The following is a 15,454-nucleotide window of genomic DNA, read 5'->3' on the forward strand; positions in this document are numbered from 1 at the left end:
GGCCCCCGCCCTTGCGCACGGTCCCGGCACGGCGGACGGACGCACCGGTCGGCATTCGGAAGGAGTAGCCGAAGAGGCGAACGGCGCGTGCGGCGGTTGTGACCGCGTCCCTACGCAGCAGTGCGGCAGAAGACATCCCGGTCAACGCGTGCGGCAACGGCATCGACGTCGTCGGAGTGCTGAAGCCGGCCGCTGCCGACACCTGCGTCAGCCAGTGACGGAACCCGTGCGCCGGCCCTCTCCCGGGAGGGTCGGCGCACCGCTGTTCAGGACGTCGTCGTGCGGCACAGCAACAGGCAGATGTCGTCGTCGTGTTCCGAGTCGTGCAGCATCGGCTTCAGCAGCGAGTCGGCCGCCGTGTCCAGGTCCTCCAGGTCCGCCGCGCCGAGAGCCTCCATGGCCTGCGCGAGCCGGTCGATGCCCGCGTCGATCCCGGCCGACCGCCGTTCCACCAGACCGTCGGTGTAGAGCGCGAGGGTGGAGCCCACCGGCAGCTCCACGATGTGCTCCTCGTACTCGTACGGCACCGGAACACCCAGCATGATCCCCGGCTTGGCCTCCAGCACCCGCACCTCGCCGCCGGGGCCCCGGGTCAGCGCCGGCGGATGCCCGGCGGCCGCCAGGACCACACCGGGCGCACCGGGCGTGAACCGGGCGATCGCACAGGTCGCGTACAACTCCGGCTGCTGGTGGCGCAGCATACGGTGCAGCAGGGTCAGGATCCGGGCGGGCCCGTTGCCCTCGACGGCGTACGCGCGCAGGGCGGTGCGCAACTGACCCATGATCACCGCGGCCCGCAGTCCGTGTCCGGTGACGTCCCCTATCACCGCCAGGACACTGCCGTCCGGCTGGGGGAAGGCGTCGTACCAGTCGCCGCCGATGTTCAGACCGTGCGTGGCCGGCAGATAGCGGGCGGCCAGCGCGAGGCCCGGGGTGGTGGGCAGATCGGTGAGCTGGGCGCGCTGCAGGGCCTCGGCGACGTCCCGGTGCTGTTCGTACTGGCGGGCGTTGTCGAGCGCGATGCCCGCCCGACGGGCCACCTCCAGCAGCATCACGGTGGTGTCCGGGTCGAAACGGTCACCGGGCGCGGCCAGCGTCAGCACACCCTGCACGGTGCGGGCACCGAGCGGCAGGCACAGCAGCGGCCGGTCCGGGGACAGCGCGGAGGCCGGCAGGTCGTCCACTCCGGGGAGTTCACCGGGATGGGAGCCGGCGTGCTGCGGGCGTCCGGTGCGTGCCGCCGTCACCGTGGCCGCCGCCCGCCCGCCCGGCGGTGTCCGTTCGTCGTCCACCAGCCAGATGTCCACCTGCCGGGCGAACTCCGGGACCAGTAGCTCGGGGATCCGGCGCAGGATGTCCTCGTGGTCGAGGGAGGCGTTGAGGGCGGCGCTGGCATTGGCCAGGAAGGTCAGCAGCCGGCGGGCGTTCTCGGCCTCGGCGCGCGCGGCCCGCTCGGCGTCGAGGAGTTCCCGCTGCGCCACCGCGGCCGCCTCCAGCTCACCGTGCAGCGCCAGTACGCCCTGGTTGGTCTGGTGCAGCTCCTCCAGGTGGAAGCGGACCAGCTCCTCCGTCTCCTCCAGGCTCGCCAGGACGGCGGCCGCGTCCTCGTCGGTGGCCAGCAGCGCCTCGGCCAGCCGGGCGTCGTCCAGGTCGGCCGGGTCGGGCAGTGGACCGGCCACGGGGGAGGGGCAGACGAGCGTGTGCCGCCACGGCTCGGTTCCGGTCAGGGAGATCTCCAGTTGCCCGTCCGCGCGGGCGGTCAGGGTCAGTTCCGTGCGGCCCGCGTCCAGGCAGCGGCGCAACCGGACGCCGAGCGCGGTGAGGAAGCGGGCACGGTCGAGCGAGGGCACACCGGCGTCCGCCGTGAGCCGCGCCAGCAGGGCACGGGCGCGGGCCGCGTCGGCGGCGGAGGCGATGGTCCAGGTGTCAGAGGCGGCTGTCATGGGCGCTGGTCCGGCGGTCGGGGGCCAGTACGGCCACGCTGGTGTCGTCGCGTACGGGGCGGGCGGGGCTGCCGGCGTCCCGCAGGATCGTCGCGGCCACCACCGACGGGTCGTGGCCGAGCAGGTGGGGGTCCTGCGGTGGGGTCCAGCGGCTGGGCAGCCCGTCACTGTGCACGACGAGGAGGCTGTCCCGGCGCCACGGCATCCTGCGCACGGGGACGTGCGCCGGGAAGTACGCCCCGACGATCCCCGGATGGGAGACGAGGGACGTCCAGGTGTCCCCGGTGCACAACCGGGCGCCGATGTTGCCGATCCCGGCGAAGCTGAGTTCCGCCCGCTCCGTGTCCACCTGGGCCACCGTCACCGCCGCGCCCCGGGTGGGCCGCAGCGCGGTGTGCAGCCGGCGCAGGATGTCCACGGGCGGCAGATGTGCGGCGCGGCGCAGCTCCGCCACCGCGGCGCCGGCCGCGTGCGCGGCCTTGAGACCGTGCCCGAGGCCGTCGGCGAGCAGCAGCGTCAGCAGCCCCCCGGAGCGCACCCAGCTCCAGGCGTCCCCGCAGTCCTCGGCCTGCGCGAGGGCGAGGGTGATCCCGCCCGCGGGCACGTCGCCCGCCGGCGCCCCGCGCCTGTCGGCCTCCGGGTCGATCCGGGCCGCCGCCACCGTCCCACGGCCCGGCGCGCTGTACAGGTGGAAGGCGTTCGCGCTCCGCCGGCAACTGCCCAGGCCCGCGCCGAGGGAGACGTCCGCGGTGGTGTAGCCGTCCCGCAGCGCGGCGGTCACATCGGCGATGCCCGGCCCTTGGTCGAGCGAGAAGAGCTGCACCGAGGTGCCCGGGCCGCCGGCCGGCGGCACCACGAGGTTCACCACTATGCGGCCCCCGCCCGCGTGCTTGAGCAGGTTGGTGGCCAGCTCGGTGGCGACCAGCTCCGCGACCGCCGTGCGCGGCGGCGCGAGTTCCGCGCGGGCGCACGCCTCCCGGGCGGCCATCCGGGCGTCCCGGACCCGCGTGGAATCGTGCACCGGGATCTCCCAGACCCGGCTCATCCGGCCCCCGGACGCGACGAGGGAATGTGCGTCACCCAGGCGACGGCCGTGACGGTCGTCCCCCGGCCGGGCTCGGTGTCCACGCTGAACTCGTGCACCAGCCGCTTGGCGCCGCTCAGCCCCAGCCCGAGGCCGCCCCCGGTGGTGTAGCCGTCCGTCATGGCCAGTTCCAGGTCGCGGATGCCCGGACCGTGGTCGATGAAGCACATCCGCAGGCCCCGGGTACGGCCGTTGTCCAGCGGAGTGATCTCCACCCGGCCGCCGCCGCCGTACACCAGGGTGTTGCGGGCCAGTTCGCTCGCCGCCGTGACCAGCTTCGTCTGCTGGACCAGGCCGAAACCGAGCTGCGCCGCGCACTGCCGCACCTGCTGCCGGACCCAGGCCAGATCCGCGTCCGAGCCGATGGGCAGGCTGGTCGCGGAAGCCTGGCCGGACGTCTGCATCATGTCCCCCTCTGGGACAGCAGTTCCATGGCACGGTCGACGTCCAGGGCGGTGACCAGCCCGGGCAGGGTCAGCCCCAGCTCGACCAGGGTGATCGCCACCGCGGGCCGCATCCCGGCCAGGACCGTACGCGCCGCCAGCAGCCGTGCCGTGGAGGCGATCTCCGCGAGCACCCGGCCGAGGAACGAGTCGACGATGTCCACTCCGGAGATGTCGATCACCACGCCGGTCACCCTGCTGGTGGCGATACGGCTGGTGATGTCGTGCTGAAGCTGCTCGGCCATGCCGTCGTGCAGTTCGCCCTGCAGCGACACGAGCAGCACGTCGCCCAGGGCGAGCACCGGGATCTGGGCCGGCCGACCGGGAGTGGGCTGGTTCACCGGGCGCTCGCACCCGTGTCCGGGCGGGAGACCTCGATGCCCTGCCGGCTCAGCGTGTAGGCCAGCGCGTCGGCGAGCGAGGCACGTGTGAGCACCGAGCCCAGGTCGATGCCGAGCTGCACGATGGTCTGCGCGATGGCCGGGCGGATACCGGAGACGATGCACTCGGCGCCCATCAGCCGCGCGGCCGCCACCGTCTTCATCAGGTGCTGCGCGACCAGCGAGTCGACCGTGGGCACACCGGTGATGTCCAGGATGGCGTACCGGGCCCGCTGGTCGACGATGGCCTCCAGCAGCGACTCCATGACGACCTGGCTGCGCGCACTGTCCAGCGTGCCGATCAGCGGTACGGCGACCGTTCCCTCCCACAGCTTGATGACCGGGGTGGCCACTTCGAGCAACTGCTGCCGCTGCCGCTCGATCAGCTCCGCGTTCGCGTCCAGTGCCGTCTCCATCACCACCAGGCGCAGCGTGCCCATCAGCAGGGTCAGCGCCAGCAGACTCTCCCGGGCCTGCGGGGAGCCGGGGTCGGCGAACTCCTCGCGCAGCAAGTCGACCACGGGGGCGCGCAGTCCGGCCACCTCGTCGGCGATCTGCGTCGCGGTGGATCCGCTCCGCGCCCGCGTCTGGGTCATCCGCCCCAACTGGTCGCGCACCGGGGCGTATCCGGGCGCTGCGATGTCCTCCAGCCGTCCGCTGACGGCCACTTCGGACAGGGCGTCCACCACGGCCTTGCACGCCTCGACCGCCTCGTCGCGGGAGACGGTGAAGATCGAGCGGAACAGCGGGGCGTCGGCCCAGCGCTGGGCGATCTGTTCGCGGCGCTCCTCAAGGAAGGAACTCACCACCTGCGGCGCCGATGCGGCCGCGTCCTGCTTCGGCACTCTCATGTCTCCTCTCGCACAGCCAGGCGCCGCCCGCCGGTCGGCCGGCTCCGAGCCGATCATTGCCGTCCGGCAACAGTAGCGGCCGGGTTGGGCCCGGCCAAACCCCGCGGCATGCTCCCCGCCCGTCGACTCCGTCTCCCGGGCCCGCACATGGGTGCCGGGCGTCCCGGCGGGACGGCACCCGACGCGGACGACCGGCTCGACGCGGACGAACGGTCCGCGGTCCCTCCGGCGCGGCGCCGCCTAGTACGCTGACGACCGGCTCAGTGCCTGCGAGAGGGGGACCGTGGCCGCCTTCCGCGCCCGTCCACCGTCCGACGAGGCCCCCCGGGTGACCGCCGACGCCGCGGAGCTGCTGGAAGTGCTGTCGGGACGCGCCCCCACGACCCCCGCCTCGCAGGTGCGCGTGCTCCTCGTGCTGGAACAACACGACGGCATCAACCTGCGCACGCTCGCCGACAGCCTCGGCACCACACCCCCGTCCGCGAGTCGGCTGTGCGACCGGCTGGAGACCACCGGATTCCTCGAGCGCCGACCCGGCGCCGCCGACCGGCGCGAGGTGCGACTGCGCCTGAGCGGCAGCGGCCGGTCCTTCCTCGCCGACCTGCGCGCCCGCGGGGAGGGCGAGGTGCGGGCCGTCCTGGCCGCCATGCCCTCGGCCAAGAGGGAAGCGCTGCTGGAGGGCCTGGAGACGTTCTGCGCCGCCGCGGCCCCCAGGATCCTGGCCCATGACGCAGGCCCGGGCGCCGTCCTGTCCCCACGGCCGGGTACGCCCGAGGACCCGGACACCCGGGGAGGCCGAACGGCCTGAGCCACCGTCCGCACCACCGCGCTCTCGTCCGCCCACCGGCAAAGGCGGTGGGCGGACGGCTGTGGGTGTGGAGGGCCGGCGGACGGGTCGGCATCCGCCCGCCGGCACACTCCGGTCTCTTTACCGCGCACGTCGACACGGCTCCTTCGTTGCATCAAGCGGTCTCGGCCCGGCGGCTTCCGCCGCCGGGCCGGTGTCGCTGAGCCGTGTACCCCGGATCACGCACGACTCTCCTGACTGTTGCCGACGTCACCCGGGAGTGCGACCGGTCAGAACACGCCGCTGCCCTCCGGGCCGCCGACCTCGCCGCGCCACGCCCCGGTCTCCTGGCCGCCGCGCTCCTCGATGAACTTCTTGAACCGGTGCAGATCGCCCGAGACGCGCCGCTTGACCAGGCCGAGCTTGTCGCCGACCGTCTCGGTCACGCCCTCCGGCTCGAAGTCCAGCTGGAGCATCACCTTGGTGGTGGAGTCGTCGATGCGGTGGAAGGTGACCACACCGGCCTGCCGTGCCGATCCGTCCACCGTGGTCCACGCGACCCGCTCGTCGGGCCGCTGCTCGGTGATCACGGCGTCGAACTCCCGCCGCACCCCGCCGATGTCGGTCACCCAGTGCGTGAGGGTGTCGGTGCGCTGCTCGATGCGCTCCACGCCCTCCATGAATGCCGGGAAGGTCTCGAACTGGGTCCACTGGTTGTAGGCGGTGCGCACCGGCACGTCGACCCGCACGGACTCCTCGACCTGAGACATGAGTGATCCCTCTCGTTCCGTCGACTGCGTGAGAGGACCGGGTTTCCTGTCTGGGCGCGGGCTATGCCTGGACGGGGCGAAGGAACAGCGCCGCCCGCAGGAAATGCTCGCCGAACAGCGCGGAGCCGGCGGGTACTTGGCGCATGGCACGCAGGTCGACCTCCTCCGGGGTCCGAGAAGATCCCGTGCGGACCAGGTCCTCGTCCGGTTCCGCCAGAAAGCACGGCCCCGGTTCGTCCCGGTCGGCGTAGCAGCCGTCCCACCACGCGGCGGCGCCGTCCGGCACGTACCCGAGGGGCCCGGCTCAGTTCCGCGCCGCCGGAGCCTCGCGGTGGGCCGGTGCCTGTTCCGGTGAGGAGACCCGGCGCCGCCGCAGCAGCAGCCGCCTCGCCGGGCACTCCACCGCCTCGTACAACACCCAGGACAGCGCGAGCGACACGGTGAACGCGGCCGTGGTGACGGCCAGCCCCGCCAGGACACCGAAGTGCGGCTTCGTACCCAGCACAGGGGTGGCGGCCCGCAGCACCAGCAGGTGGATCATGTAGAAGGCGAAGGACAGTTCCCCGAGCCGCACGAGCCGCCGGTGCCGCCACAGCGAGGGCAGCCCGTGCAGATCCGCGACGGCCGCGGCCGGAATGAGCAGCCCGAACCCGATGATCGTGCACACGGTTGCGGAGTAGCCGGGCGTGACCTGCGGCACGAAGAAGTAGCCGATGAGGGCCAGGGCGAGCGAGGCCTCGAGACCGGGTCCGCGCCACCGGCCGAGCAGCACCAGTCGCGCACTGACCGCGCCGAGCACGAACTCGGGCAGCCGGGCGGCGGGGAAGGAGTACAGCGAGTAGGTCCACCAGTGGTGGGCGTCCGACCAGCCCAGCAACAGGACCGCCGCCACCGACGATCCGCCCAGCGCGACCGATCCGCGCGCGTCGAGCCGACGCAGCAGCAGGATCAGCAGCGGGAAGGCCGCGTAGAAGAACGCTTCGCAGGCCAGGGACCAGCTGACCGGGTTCAGCGTCTGCCACCACGGGTGCCACCAGGCATGCAGCAACAGCCCATTGGCCGCCGCCTGCTTCAGCGTCGGCCGCGGCTGGTGCGCCGTCGTGTACGCCATGAGCAGGGCGACGGCCAGGGTGGCCAGGTGCACCGGGTAGACGCGCGCCACGCGCCGCCGCCAGAACGCGAGGACGCGGTCGCCGGGCCGCGCCGACCAGGTCAGGACGAATCCGGACAAAACGAAGAAGAACGACACTCCGGTGGCGCCGGCACCGAATCCCCAGGACGCGAGGCGGCCGCCGGTGCCCCCGAAGTAGCCGAAGTTGTTCACGTGCAGTCCGAAGACCAGCAGCGCCGCCACCCACCGCAGCCCGGTGAGGGACGGCAAGGAGGGCATGGCGGCGGGTGAGGCGAGCCTGGCGTTCCTGTCGTCGGTTCCGGCGGACGGCGTCCGGAGCGCCCGGGTCGTCGCCGTGATCATCGAATCACCTGCCGCAGGGGGTTCGCGTGGGGCATGAGGGGGAACGTTGCCCGTTCACACCGGTCCCTCACCTCAGAGGGCAAACATCACACTGCTGCCGAACGACCGAGCCCCACCTGTGCCACGGACGGCCGGACCCGGTGCACCCGTACGGGCGACGACGACCACGGTGTTGATCGGCCCGCCTCCGCCCGCCGGGGCCGCCCCCGCGCCCGAGCGGGGCGCGCCCTTCCCGTCCAGCGTCTGGGGCAACGCCGAACTGGCTCCGGGGAACGTGTAGTCGAGCCAAGCCGGTCGCACGAAGGGGCGAGCGGACCGCCGCCGGTCCGAGTCAGGGGCGGTACGACCGGCGGGCCGCCGACCGCCCGATCGGGGGCCGGTCAGGCCGCGGCGCCCTGCCGGGGTCGCCGTCGTGCCGGCCGGTCCGGCCTCGGCGCTAGCCGCCGGCCGCCCGGTCCAGTCGTGCGGTGGCCGCCGCCACCCGGCGCCGGGCCTCGCGCACGGCCCGGTCGGTCTGTCGTGCCCGTTCAAGCGCCGCCTGCTCGTCGGTGCGGGCCTGCCGCTGCTCGTCCTCGGCGCGTCGCAGCTCCGCGCGCAGCTCACGGACGCGTTCCTCCAGCTCGGCCACCTGGGCGCCGGCCTCCTCGGCCTCACCCGCGGCGGCCTCCGCCTCTTCCTCCCGCTCGCGCAGTTCCCGCTCGGCGTCACGGGCCTCCTTGCGGGCCTCGGCCGTCAGGCGGCGGCGCTCCTCGTCCTCGGCGCGGTCCGCCCGGCCCTGGGACGCCTTGCCCCGGGCGGGCTTCCCCGGCTCGGCGGCGGGTGCGGCGGGCCGGCGCTCCAGTACGGTCTCGTCGGCCGTCGGGAACCCGGCTGTGGACCGGAGCGGCTTCACCAGCCGGCCCGCCGCCCACTCCCGCGCTGCCTCCGGGTCGGCGAGCACGGCGTGCAGGGTCTCCTCCACCTCACGCTGGACGCCCTCACCGACCGGGTGTCCGGCCTGCGCGGCCAGCCGCCGGGCCTGCCGGCCCAGGGTGCCGATCACCTCGTTCTGCCGGCGGGCGAGCTGTCGTAGTTGCGGGCCGTCCAGTTCGCGGTGGGCGCGGCGCAACTCCTCGCCGAGGCCGACCAGCGGCTGGACCTCCTCCGGCTGCCGGCGCACCAGGAGGTTGCTGACCCAGGCGGCCAGGCTCGGCCGCCGCAACGCGCCGATCTCCTTGGCGAGGGCCCGGTCGCCGGACCGGCGGGCGTCCTGGGCGCGCTGGTCACGGGCGGCGACGAACTCCTCGGGCCGCAGCACGTACAGCTCGTCGGCGACGGCGTCCAGGTCCACCAGCGTCCCTCTCGACTGACACCCCGGTGATGAGATCCAAGTTTCGCACGGAGTAAGGTTCATGTGCCTTGTGTGGTGGTTCGTCCGAGTGGTCCCCTGTCGATGCGCTGCCCCGTCCTGCCGGGCCGCGCTGCTCCGCGCGAGGTGCGACTTTCGGTGCCGGACTCCCACCCTCGGGCTCCGCGACCGTAGACCGTCGGCCCCGCACCGTAGACCGTCGGCGGATGGCGGAGGGGAGCCGGGGCCCGGCAGGGTGGCCGCATGCAGAAGCCCCATGACGTGGCGAGCTACTCCCTCACCAGGACCATCGAGGACCGCCCGTTCGACCCCGCCTCCGGCTGGCATGGGGAGCCGAAGCAGGCCTTCCACGCGGTGGCCCGCCACTACGGCTCCGCGGCGGCGGGCCGCTGACCGGCCGGGCGCGGCGGGTGACGGTGACTCACCCGTTCGAAGGATGTCCGGGCTCGGCGCGCGGGCCTGGGCGGTCCCCGGACACATCATGCGTGCATGCCCGCGACCGAGCGACCGAGCGACCGACCGTTCGGCCTCCGCCACCGCCGCACTGTCTCGGCCCCCGCCACCGCCGGACCGTCTGGGCCCGCCGCCTCCGCCGGCGAAGGCCGGCCGACCGCCGGTCGCCTCCGCATCGCCATCGCGGACAAAGCCACGCCGGGGCAAACATCGGGCGACGGCACAACGGCCAAAATTGCATCACTCGTTTTCTTGAACCCTTCGTGTTTATGGCGATAGGTTCCCCTGCATGACCGCCTCCCCGACCCCGACCACCGCCGAGGAGCTGCGCGGTGTCGGCCTGCGCGTGACGGCGGCCCGCGTCGCGCTGCTGGAGACCGTCCGGGACGGCGACCACCTCGGCGTCGAGGCGATCGCCTCCGGGGTCCGCGACCGCGTAGGCCACATCTCCCTGCAAGCCGTCTACGAGGCCCTCCACGCCCTCACCGCGGCGGGACTCGTGCGCCGCATCGAGCCGGCCGGCCACCCGGCCCGGTTCGAGGGACGGGTGGGCGACAACCACCACCACATCGTGTGCCGGTCGTGCGGTGCCGTCGCCGACGTCGACTGCGCGGTCGGCGACGCACCCTGCCTGACCGCCTCCGACGACCGGGGTTTCGCCATCGACGAGGCCGAGGTCGTCTATTGGGGCACCTGCCCCGACTGCTCCACCGGCCGCAGTTCCTGAGCACCGAGTTCCGCACAGTTCGGAAGGATTGCCATGACTGAGAACCACGACGCGATCGTCACAGACGCGAAGGCGGAGGGAAGCGGCGGCTGCCCCGTCGCCCACGATCGCGCCCTGCATCCGACCCAGGGCGGCGGCAACCGCCAGTGGTGGCCGGAGCGGCTCAATGTGAAGATCCTTGCCAAGAACCCGGCCGTGGCGAACCCGCTCGACGAGGACTTCGAGTACGCCGAGGCGTTCAAGGCGCTCGACCTGGCGGCGGTGAAGCAGGACATCGCCGAGGTGCTGACCACCTCGCAGGACTGGTGGCCCGCCGACTTCGGCAACTACGGCCCGCTGATGATCCGCATGGCCTGGCACAGTGCGGGCACCTACCGCATCAGCGACGGCCGCGGCGGCGCCGGCGCCGGGCAGCAGCGCTTCGCCCCGCTCAACAGCTGGCCGGACAACGGCAACCTGGACAAGGCCCGCCGTCTGCTGTGGCCGGTCAAGAAGAAGTACGGCCAGAGCATCTCCTGGGCCGACCTGATGATCCTCACGGGCAACGTCGCCCTGGAGCAGATGGGCTTCCAGACCTTCGGCTTCGGCGGCGGACGCGAGGACGTGTGGGAGCCGGAGGAGGACGTCTACTGGGGTCCCGAGACCACCTGGCTCGACGACAAGCGCTACACCGGCGACCGCGAGCTGGAAAACCCGCTCGGCGCCGTCCAGATGGGCCTCATCTACGTCAACCCGGAGGGCCCGAACGGCAACCCGGACCCGCTCGCCGCGGCCCGCGACATCCGTGAGACGTTCCGCCGCATGGCGATGAACGACGAGGAGACCGTCGCCCTGATCGCCGGCGGTCACACCTTCGGCAAGACCCACGGCGCCGGTCCCGCCGACCACGTCGGCCCCGACCCGGAGGCCGCCGGCTTCGAGGAGCAGGGCCTCGGCTGGAAGAGCACCTACGGCACCGGCAAGGGCGCCGACGCCATCACCTCGGGCCTCGAGGTCACCTGGACCGCGACCCCGACCCAGTGGAGCAACGGGTTCTTCAAGAACCTCTTCGAGTTCGAGTACGAGCTGGAGCAGAGCCCGGCCGGCGCCCACCAGTGGGTGGCCAAGGACGCCCCGGAGATCGTCCCGGACGCGCACGACCCGTCGAAGAAGCACCGCCCGAAGATGCTCACCACCGACCTCGCGCTGCGCTTCGACCCGATCTACGAGCCCATCTCCCGCCGCTTCTACGAGAACCCGCAGGAGTTCGCGGACGCCTTCGCCCGCGCCTGGTACAAGCTGACCCACCGCGACCTGGGCCCGAAGTCGCTCTACCTCGGCCCGGAGGTCCCGGAGGAGACCCTGCTGTGGCAGGACCCGCTGCCGGAGCGCGAGGGCGAGCTCATCGACGACGCCGACATCGCCACGCTGAAGACCAAGCTGCTCGACTCGGGTCTGAGCGTGTCCCAGCTGGTCACCACCGCGTGGGCGTCCGCCTCCACCTTCCGTGGCAGCGACAAGCGCGGCGGCGCCAACGGCGCCCGTATCCGCCTTCAGCCGCAGCGCGGCTGGGAGGTCAACGACCCCGACCAGCTCGCCCAGGTCCTGCGCACCCTGGAGGGCATCCAGCAGGACTTCAACGCCTCCTCCGGCGCCAAGAAGGTCTCCCTGGCCGACCTCATCGTCCTCGGTGGTGTCGCGGCCGTGGAGAAGGCCGCCAAGGAGGGCGGCTTCGAGGTGGAGGTGCCCTTCACCCCGGGCCGCGTCGACGCGACGGAGGAGCACACCGACGCCGAGTCCTTCGAGGCGCTGGAGCCGACCGCGGACGGCTTCCGCAACTACCTCGGCAAGGGCAACCGCCTGCCGGCCGAGTACCTGCTGCTCGACAAGGCCAACCTGCTCACCCTGAGCGCCCCCGAGATGACCGTCCTGGTCGGCGGCCTGCGCGTCCTCGGCGCCAACCACCAGGGTTCGCAGCTCGGTGTCCTCACCAAGACGCCCGGCGTCCTCACCAACGACTTCTTCGTCAACCTGCTCGACCTGGGCACGACGTGGAAGGCCACCTCCGAGGACCAGACCACGTTCGAGGGCCGCGACGCCGCCACGGGCGAGCTGCAGTGGGCCGGCAGCCGTGCCGACCTCGTCTTCGGCTCCAACTCCGAGCTGCGTGCGCTCGCCGAGGTCTACGCCGGCGACGACGCGAAGGAGAAGTTCGTCAAGGACTTCGTCGCCGCGTGGGACAAGGTCATGAACCTGGACCGGTTCGACCTCGTCTGACGCGCGTCTGATCCACCCGAACAGGACGTCCGGGTCCGCCCCGCGGGGCAGACCCGGACGTTTTGCTGTTCGGCCGTGCCGGAACCGAGCGGCCTGGTCGGCCGGGTCAGCGGCCGAGCGCCGCCGCTCCCGCCCGCGCGTACTTCTCGTCCAGGTCGCCCGACGGGGCGCCCGCTACGCCGATGCCCGCGACCGGGGCGCCCTTGGCGGTCACCGGGGTGCCGCCCCCGAGGAACAGCGTGCCCGGGATGTCCTTCAGGTTCGGCGTCTGCTCCAGCCGCTCGGCCAGCTCGGAGGTGGGCGCGTTCCACGACACCGCCGTGAACGCCTTGCGTTCGGCGGACGCGTACGACTGCGGGCCGGCGCCGTCCCCGCGCAGGGTGACCAGGGTGTTGCCGTTGCGGTCGACGACGGCCACGGACACGTGACGGCCGTCCTTCTCGGCGGCGTCCACCGCGGCCCGTGCCGCCTCGGTGGCGGCGTCGAGGGTGAGATGTGTGCTCTGGACCAGGTCGCCGTTCCGGGCCGCGACGGGGGCGGCGGCCGGGGCGGCGCCGGACGAGTCGGCGGCGTTGGCGGCGACCGTACCCAGGACACCCGCACCGGCGACGGCCAGGGCGGCACCGCCGACGAGGGCGCGGGTGCGGCGGGACGGCTTCCTACGGGTGGGCATGACGAGCAACCTTCCTGTGGCGATGAGCCCGGCCACGGGCCGGGGCTGGGGCGCAATCGCTCCCGTTCCGATCCTCGACCCGCTTCCCGCCGCCTCCCGTCACCGGACCGGTCGTCCCCGGGGTCATCCGATCGGATGACCCCCGCTGCGCCGGACCAGGGAACAATGGACAGTGTTCGCCCAGTTCAGCGAGGCGATGAGGGAGATGGGAACCGTGCCCGAAGCCGCACGCGACGACACCCGCGCCCTCACCGTCGTCATGCACACGGCGTTCTTCGTGCTGCTGTCCGCATCCCTCGCCCGCTATCTGGCCCGGCACGCGGACGGACCGCACACCCCCTGGATCATCGCTCTCTCCGTGCTGCTGGCCGTCCTCTACGTCCTCGGCCCCGCGCTCGGCACCCGCCCCACACCACGCCGGCTGACCTGGCTCGGCCTGGTCGTCGCGGCCTGGGCGCTGCTGGTCGTCCTGGCCCCGAGCTTCGCCTGGTGCGCGGTCCCGCTGTTCTACACCGGTCTGCGCACCCTCCCGCCGCGCGCCGCGATCCCGCTGGTCGCGCTGCTGACGGCGCTGGCGGTGGCCGCCCAGCTCAGCCTGGCCGGCTGGCCGGACCCCAACGTGCTGCTCGCACCGCCCGCGGTGGCCGCCGTCGCCACCACCGTCTTCGTCGTCATGCAACGCCAGGCCGCCCGCCGGGACGCGCTCATCGACGACCTGGTCCGCACCCGGCGCGACCTCGCCGCCACCGAGCGCCGCGAAGGCACCCTGGCCGAACGTGAGCGGCTCGCCCGGGAGATCCACGACACCCTCGCCCAGGGCCTGTCCAGCCAGCGGATGCTGCTCCAGGCGGCCGACCGCCTGTGGGACACCGCGCCCGACACCGCCCGGGACCACGTCCGTACGGCGGCGGCGATCGCCGAGCGCAGCCTCGCCGAGGCCCGTCGCTTCGTCCACGACCTGACCCCGGCCGACCTGGCGGAGGGCGGCGGCCTGCTCCGGGCGCTGCACGCCGTCGCCGAGCGCGAGACGACACCCGCGCTCACCGTGCGCGTCCACACGGAGGGCGCCCCGCACGACCCGCTCCCCGCGCCCGTGGAGTCGGCCCTGCTGCGCATCGCCCAGGGAGCCCTCGCCAACGTCCGCGAACACGCGGCCGCCACCACCGCCACCCTCACCCTGACCTGCCTGGACGACCAGATCGTCCTGGACGTCACGGACGACGGCCGCGGCTTCGACCCACGTACTCCCGCCGCGCCCGAAGCCACCCCGGAGGACCGGCGCGGCCACGGCCTGCCCGCCATCCGCGCCCGGCTGCGCCAGCTGGGCGGCACCCTCACCGTCGAGTCGGCACCGGGCGAGGGCACCGCCCTGTCGGCGGCCGTCCCGCTGGAGCCGCGATGACCCACGTCCCCGGTACGCCCGGCGTCCCCGGCCGCACACCGGTCCGCATCCTGGTGTGTGACGACCACGCCGTGGTGCGCGCCGGGCTGCTGGCTCTCCTGCACAGCGCCCCGGACATCGAGGTCGTGGGCGAGGCGGGCAGCGGCGAGGAGGCCCTCGCACTGGCCCGCAGGACCGCCCCGGACGTCGTCCTCATGGATCTCCAACTGGGCGAGGGCATCGACGGCGTGGAGACCACCCGCCGATTGCGCACCACCACCCCCGCCCCCCATGTGCTGGTCCTGACCACGTACGACACCGACGCCGACGTCACCCGGGCGATCGAGGCGGGCGCCACCGGCTATCTGCTGAAGGCCGAAGGCGCCGAGGACCTCTTCACCGCGATCCACGCGGCCGCCCAAGGCCGCCCGGCGCTCTCACCCCCGGTCGCCGACCGCGTCCTGTCCCGGCTCCGCAACCCGCGCCCGGCCCTCACCCCACGCGAACGCGACATCCTCGCCCAGCTCGCCCGGGGCCTGCCCAATCACGCCATCGCCCGCGCCCTCTACATCAGCGAGGCCACGGTCAAGACCCACCTGCGGCGCATCTACGACAAACTCGGCGTGGACAACCGCGCGGGCGCCGTCGCCGTGGCGAAGGAACGACGTCTGCTGCACTGACCCGTTCGAACGCCGCGCGCCCCGCGAGCGGCACCGGGGCCGTATGCGACAGGCGGCCCCGCCGCGCGAGAAGACGCTGTCCCAGACCCTGCACGCACGGGAGCGCGACGGACCGGCGCACCGTGAGGCCCAGCCGACGAACCCGCCCCGGATGGACCACGAACTGCCCCCGCGTGGCCGCCAGGTCGCCGAACGCCTGCCGGC

At 73.4% G+C, this 15,454-nt stretch carries 17 protein-coding genes and 1 pseudogene; 8 read left to right on the top strand and 10 right to left on the bottom strand.

Translation table 11 applies throughout. The features are described 5' to 3' along the window. The first annotated feature begins 98 nt into the window (after nt 1-98). Entirely contained in the window at nt 99-218 is a 120-nt protein-coding gene (locus ACGFRF_RS21455; RefSeq protein WP_393742175.1) for a chaplin family protein, read from the top strand. 48 nt (nt 219-266) lie between these two features. Here the strand turns inward: ACGFRF_RS21455 and ACGFRF_RS21460 are convergent, their stop codons facing one another. The 5 genes from ACGFRF_RS21460 to ACGFRF_RS21480 are packed head-to-tail and all read right to left on the bottom strand — an operon-like array spanning nt 267 to nt 4,701. After that, nucleotides 267-1,943, bottom strand: coding sequence for a PP2C family protein-serine/threonine phosphatase (locus tag ACGFRF_RS21460; RefSeq protein ID WP_393742177.1), 1,677 nt, complete (start codon nt 1,941-1,943; stop codon nt 267-269). Next, on the bottom strand, nt 1,927-2,988 hold the full coding sequence (locus ACGFRF_RS21465) for a SpoIIE family protein phosphatase (protein WP_393742179.1): 1,062 nt from the start codon (nt 2,986-2,988) through the stop codon (nt 1,927-1,929). Before ACGFRF_RS21465 ends, ACGFRF_RS21460 begins: the two co-directional genes overlap by 17 nt. Next, the gene (locus ACGFRF_RS21470) at nt 2,985-3,431 is read right to left on the bottom strand and encodes an anti-sigma regulatory factor (RefSeq protein ID WP_393742676.1); all 447 of its coding nucleotides are present in this window, start codon (nt 3,429-3,431) and stop codon (nt 2,985-2,987) included. The genes ACGFRF_RS21465 and ACGFRF_RS21470 overlap by 4 nt, the downstream gene beginning before the upstream one ends. Next, nucleotides 3,431-3,811, bottom strand: a complete 381-nt coding sequence (locus ACGFRF_RS21475; RefSeq protein ID WP_393742180.1) for an STAS domain-containing protein — start codon at nt 3,809-3,811, stop codon at nt 3,431-3,433. Before ACGFRF_RS21475 ends, ACGFRF_RS21470 begins: the two co-directional genes overlap by 1 nt. Continuing rightward, nucleotides 3,808-4,701 carry an STAS domain-containing protein gene (locus ACGFRF_RS21480; protein WP_393742182.1) on the bottom strand — a complete coding sequence of 298 codons (894 nt, stop codon included), beginning with the start codon at nt 4,699-4,701 and terminating at the stop codon, nt 3,808-3,810. Before ACGFRF_RS21480 ends, ACGFRF_RS21475 begins: the two co-directional genes overlap by 4 nt. Before the next feature lie 283 nt (nt 4,702-4,984). On the opposite strand from ACGFRF_RS21480, the gene ACGFRF_RS21485 reads away from it, so the two are divergent. Then, nucleotides 4,985-5,509 carry a MarR family winged helix-turn-helix transcriptional regulator gene (locus tag ACGFRF_RS21485; protein WP_393742184.1) on the top strand — a complete coding sequence of 175 codons (525 nt, stop codon included), beginning with the start codon at nt 4,985-4,987 and terminating at the stop codon, nt 5,507-5,509. Nucleotides 5,510-5,778: 269 nt separating this feature from the next. Here the strand turns inward: ACGFRF_RS21485 and ACGFRF_RS21490 are convergent, their stop codons facing one another. The 4 genes from ACGFRF_RS21490 to ACGFRF_RS21505 form a co-directional block, all read right to left on the bottom strand. Beyond that, nucleotides 5,779-6,258 (bottom strand): SRPBCC family protein, encoded by a 480-nt coding sequence (locus ACGFRF_RS21490; protein ID WP_393742186.1) that lies wholly within the window; start codon nt 6,256-6,258, stop codon nt 5,779-5,781. A gap of 61 nt (nt 6,259-6,319) precedes the next feature. After that, nucleotides 6,320-6,544 carry a hypothetical protein gene (locus ACGFRF_RS21495; RefSeq protein ID WP_393742188.1) on the bottom strand — a complete coding sequence of 75 codons (225 nt, stop codon included), beginning with the start codon at nt 6,542-6,544 and terminating at the stop codon, nt 6,320-6,322. Between the two features lie 18 nt (nt 6,545-6,562). Further along, nucleotides 6,563-7,732 carry an acyltransferase family protein gene (locus tag ACGFRF_RS21500; RefSeq protein WP_393742190.1) on the bottom strand — a complete coding sequence of 390 codons (1,170 nt, stop codon included), beginning with the start codon at nt 7,730-7,732 and terminating at the stop codon, nt 6,563-6,565. Nucleotides 7,733-8,168: 436 nt separating this feature from the next. Continuing rightward, nucleotides 8,169-9,062: a hypothetical protein gene (locus ACGFRF_RS21505; RefSeq protein ID WP_393742192.1), complete on the bottom strand. Its 894-nt coding sequence runs from the start codon at nt 9,060-9,062 to the stop codon at nt 8,169-8,171. A 261-nt stretch (nt 9,063-9,323) separates the two neighbouring features. Here ACGFRF_RS21505 and ACGFRF_RS21510 point away from each other — a divergent pair, with 261 nt between their 5' ends. The 3 genes from ACGFRF_RS21510 (at nt 9,324) to katG (ending at nt 12,516) form a co-directional block, all read left to right on the top strand. After that, the gene (locus ACGFRF_RS21510) at nt 9,324-9,473 is read left to right on the top strand and encodes a hypothetical protein (protein ID WP_393742194.1); all 150 of its coding nucleotides are present in this window, start codon (nt 9,324-9,326) and stop codon (nt 9,471-9,473) included. Nucleotides 9,474-9,822: 349 nt separating this feature from the next. After that, nucleotides 9,823-10,260 carry a Fur family transcriptional regulator gene (locus ACGFRF_RS21515; RefSeq protein WP_393742196.1) on the top strand — a complete coding sequence of 146 codons (438 nt, stop codon included), beginning with the start codon at nt 9,823-9,825 and terminating at the stop codon, nt 10,258-10,260. A gap of 33 nt (nt 10,261-10,293) precedes the next feature. Next, nucleotides 10,294-12,516, top strand: a complete 2,223-nt coding sequence (gene katG, locus ACGFRF_RS21520; RefSeq protein WP_393742198.1) for a catalase/peroxidase HPI — start codon at nt 10,294-10,296, stop codon at nt 12,514-12,516. A gap of 106 nt (nt 12,517-12,622) precedes the next feature. Here the strand turns inward: katG and ACGFRF_RS21525 are convergent, their stop codons facing one another. Continuing rightward, nucleotides 12,623-13,189 (bottom strand): heme-binding protein, encoded by a 567-nt coding sequence (locus ACGFRF_RS21525; protein WP_393742200.1) that lies wholly within the window; start codon nt 13,187-13,189, stop codon nt 12,623-12,625. A 205-nt stretch (nt 13,190-13,394) separates the two neighbouring features. On the opposite strand from ACGFRF_RS21525, the gene ACGFRF_RS21530 reads away from it, so the two are divergent. From ACGFRF_RS21530 to ACGFRF_RS21540, 3 genes and pseudogenes are all read left to right on the top strand, one after another. Further along, nucleotides 13,395-14,591 (top strand): sensor histidine kinase, encoded by a 1,197-nt coding sequence (locus tag ACGFRF_RS21530; RefSeq protein WP_393742678.1) that lies wholly within the window; start codon nt 13,395-13,397, stop codon nt 14,589-14,591. Further along, on the top strand, nt 14,588-15,250 hold the full coding sequence (locus tag ACGFRF_RS21535; protein ID WP_393742202.1) for a response regulator: 663 nt from the start codon (nt 14,588-14,590) through the stop codon (nt 15,248-15,250). Before ACGFRF_RS21530 ends, ACGFRF_RS21535 begins: the two co-directional genes overlap by 4 nt. 67 nt (nt 15,251-15,317) lie before the next feature. After that, nucleotides 15,318-15,449, top strand: a pseudogene (locus ACGFRF_RS21540) (winged helix-turn-helix transcriptional regulator); the annotation flags it as partial. Nucleotides 15,450-15,454: the final 5 nt, after the last annotated feature.

Source organism: Streptomyces sp. NPDC048521 (genome assembly GCF_043199855.1).
Taxonomy (GTDB): Bacteria; Actinomycetota; Actinomycetes; order Streptomycetales; family Streptomycetaceae; genus Streptomyces.